This window comes from Duganella sp. CF402 (assembly GCF_900109645.1).
In the GTDB taxonomy this organism is placed as follows: Bacteria; Pseudomonadota; Gammaproteobacteria; order Burkholderiales; family Burkholderiaceae_D; genus Rugamonas.
The window spans coordinates 1-3046 of record NZ_FOBG01000010.1 but is presented as its reverse complement, the minus strand read 5'-3'; the positions used below and the strand labels follow the sequence as shown (position 1 = coordinate 3046).

Sequence of the window (3046 nt, the reverse complement as noted above, 5' to 3'; positions counted from 1 at the left end):
GTGCCGAATTTCGAGCAGATCAAGGCAGCGCTGCGCCAGCCGGTGATCTTCGACGGCCGCAATCTGTACCAGCCGGCTCAGGTGCGCCAACACGGGTTAGAATATTTCGCCATCGGTCGTCGTTAAGCCGGGCATCGTCAATCAGCTAGCAAAGGACCTGGCGTGAGTCTAGACCTGTATATCAATGGGCGTTTTTTGACGCGCCGCATGACTGGCGTGGATCGTGTCGCCATCGAAATCACAGCCGCCATCGACACTTTGTTGGCGGCCGGTGACCCGGCAGTGGAGGGGCTGCGCGTCACTGTGCTGGTACCGCCGGGCGCCGCCGTCGAGCAGCGTTACCGCCATATCACCATTGTCCCGGTGGGCACCCGGCAAGGCACGCTATGGGAGCAGCTGGACCTGGCGCGCGCTGTGCCGGCTGACGGCGTGTTGCTCAATCTGTGCAACACGGGGCCGGCATTTATGCGTAACCAGGTAGTGGCCATCCATGATGCCGGTACCGAGCGCATGCCAGCTGGTTTCAGCCGCTCTTTCCGCTGGTGGTACAAAGTACTGATGCCCCTCCTTGGCCGCAGTGCCCGCCGCATCATTACGGTGTCCCAGTTTTCCGCGCGTGAACTGCAGCAGGTGTTCGGTATTCCTGCGGCAAAGATAGGGGTGATTGTCGAAAGTGTCGAGCATATCCACCGTGTGGTCCCGGACGCCGGGGCGCTGCAGAAGTTCGGCCTGGAGGGGCAGCCCTACCTGCTCGCCGTCAGCAGCATGGCCGCGCACAAGAATTTTCAGCTGATCCTGGATGCGCTGGCGCTGATGGATACGCCGCCGTTTCATGTGGCGATCGCCGGTGGCGGCAATGCCCGCATCTTTGGCGGCAACCCGGCGGCCACTTCGGACCGGGTGCATTGGCTGGGTTACGTCAGCGATGCGGAGCTGCGTGCGCTCTACGGCGGCGCACGCGGATTTGTCTTCCCTTCGCTGTATGAAGGCTATGGTCTGCCGCCGCTGGAAGCGATGGCCTGCGGCTGTCCGGTACTGGCGTCCAACGCTGCTTCGATTCCGGAAGTGTGCGGCGACGCTGCGCTGTATTTTGATCCGCGCGATGCGGTTGCGCTCAAGGACGCTATGCTGAAACTGGCCGGCGATCCGGAATTGCGCGGGCAACTGTCGGCGCGCGGCGCGCAGCAGGCTGCGCGCACTACCTGGGAGGCCAGTGCGCGCCAAGTGCTGACGGAATGCGGCATGAGTGCAGTTCAGGATAAAAAATATTCTTCCGCTACAAACTAAGATAGGAAAAAATCCAATGATGACAAAGGAGGACGGCCGTCCGGTAAGGGTTGCGATTGTGCACGAGTGGTTGACCGTCTATGCGGGAGCCGAACGTGTGCTGGAGCAGATGTTGATGTGCTATCCGGAGGCTGATCTTTTTGCCATATTGGACTTTGTGCCGGAAAACGAGCGTGCGTTCATGATGGGTAAAAAGCCGGTCACCACTTTCATACAAAAACTGCCGTTCGCCCAAAAGAAGTACCGTGGCTACCTGCCGCTGATGCCGCTGGCGATCGAACAGCTGGACCTGTCGGGCTACGACATTGTGCTGACCAGCGCACACGCGGTAGGCAAGGGGGTCCTGACAGGCCCGGATCAATTGCACGTCAGCTATGTGCACTCGCCGATCCGCTACGCTTGGGATTTGCAGCACCAATACCTGAAGGAGTCCGGCTTGACCAGTGGCGCCAAGGCCTGGCTGGCCCGTTGGCTGCTGCACAAGATCCGCCTGTGGGATGTTCGCACCGCAGCGGGCGTTGACGTATTTCTCGCCAACTCGCACTTCATCGGCCGTCGTATCAAGAAAGTATATGGTCGCGATTCCGATGTGGTTTACCCACCGGTAGATACAGCGGCCTTCAGCCTGCGCGAAGACAAGGAAGATTTTTACCTTGTGGCTTCGCGCATGGTGCCGTATAAAAAAATCGATCTTATTGTCGAAGCATTTAGCGCCACGCCGCATCGCCGCCTGGTCGTGATCGGTACTGGCCCGGATTTCGAGAAAATCAAAGCCAAGGCTGGTCCGAACGTTACTTTGCTTGGCTATCAGAGCTTCCAGTCGCTCAAGGATTACATGCAGCGCGCCAAAGCTTTCGTGTTTGCGGCAGAGGAGGACTTTGGTATTGCCGTGGTTGAGGCGCAAGCTTGCGGTACGCCGGTGATTGCCTATGGCAAGGGCGGGGCGCGGGAGAGCATCCGCGGACTGGATGCGGAAACGCCAACCGGTGTTTTCTTCTGGGAGCAAACGGCGGCCTCAATCCATACCGCCCTCGATCAGTTTGAGGCTTTGCCTACGCCGATCTCGCCACTTGCGTGCCGCGACAATGCCATATTCTTTGGTCCGGAGCGATTCCGGGCGGAACTGAAGCAGGAAGTTAGCGCTGCGTGGGCGAAATTCCAGCAGCTTTGCCAGACGCCCTTGAAGCTTAAACGGGTGAGTTTGAGCAAAGAATCGTAAAGATTATGCTGTGGCGCAACAAAACAATTGCATAACTGTTCCCTGCATGAGAATGTTGTGCGCACGATTAGTTTATTGTTTGTCAAACAATCAGGTTTTCGATTAAAGTAGTGCTTGATTGCAGCACGCACGCCGGCCCAGGCTTCGACGTTCCACACCCTGCCGCGCATAGCTTTGCTGCGTGGCAAAAAAGACCGCCCAGCGGCAATGAAGTTAGTGGAGACGCAGTTTGCAGCGGGAGTCAGGGCTAGCAGCACATCGTTAGAACGCGTTAATCCACAGGGTCATTAGAAACATGAAGATTACAGTCATAGGGACGGGTTACGTCGGTTTGGTCAGCGGGACCTGCCTGGCGGAGATGGGCAATGAGGTGCTGTGTCTGGATCTGGACGCACGCAAAATTGCTATTTTGAACGACGGCCAATTGCCGATCCACGAGCCTGGATTGCTCGATATGGTGCGCCGCAACGTAGCGGCCGGCCGCCTGCGCTTTACCACCAGCGTGGAAGACAGCGTGGCCTTCGGCCAGCTGCAGTTCAT

The 3046-nt window shown here is 58.2% G+C and carries 1 protein-coding gene and 2 pseudogenes; all 3 read left to right on the top strand.

Annotated elements, in window-relative coordinates; translation table 11 throughout:
• Positions 1-207 precede the first annotated feature (207 nt).
• On the top strand, positions 208-1287 hold the full coding sequence (locus BMZ70_RS27790) for a glycosyltransferase family 4 protein (protein WP_130301149.1): 1080 nt from the start codon (positions 208-210) through the stop codon (positions 1285-1287).
• Positions 1268-2434: pseudogene (locus tag BMZ70_RS27785) on the top strand (glycosyltransferase family 4 protein); the annotation flags it as partial. The gene BMZ70_RS27790 and the pseudogene BMZ70_RS27785, both read left to right, overlap by 20 nt.
• Positions 2435-2801: 367 nt before the next feature.
• Positions 2802-3046, top strand: a pseudogene (locus BMZ70_RS27780) (UDP-glucose 6-dehydrogenase); the annotation flags it as partial.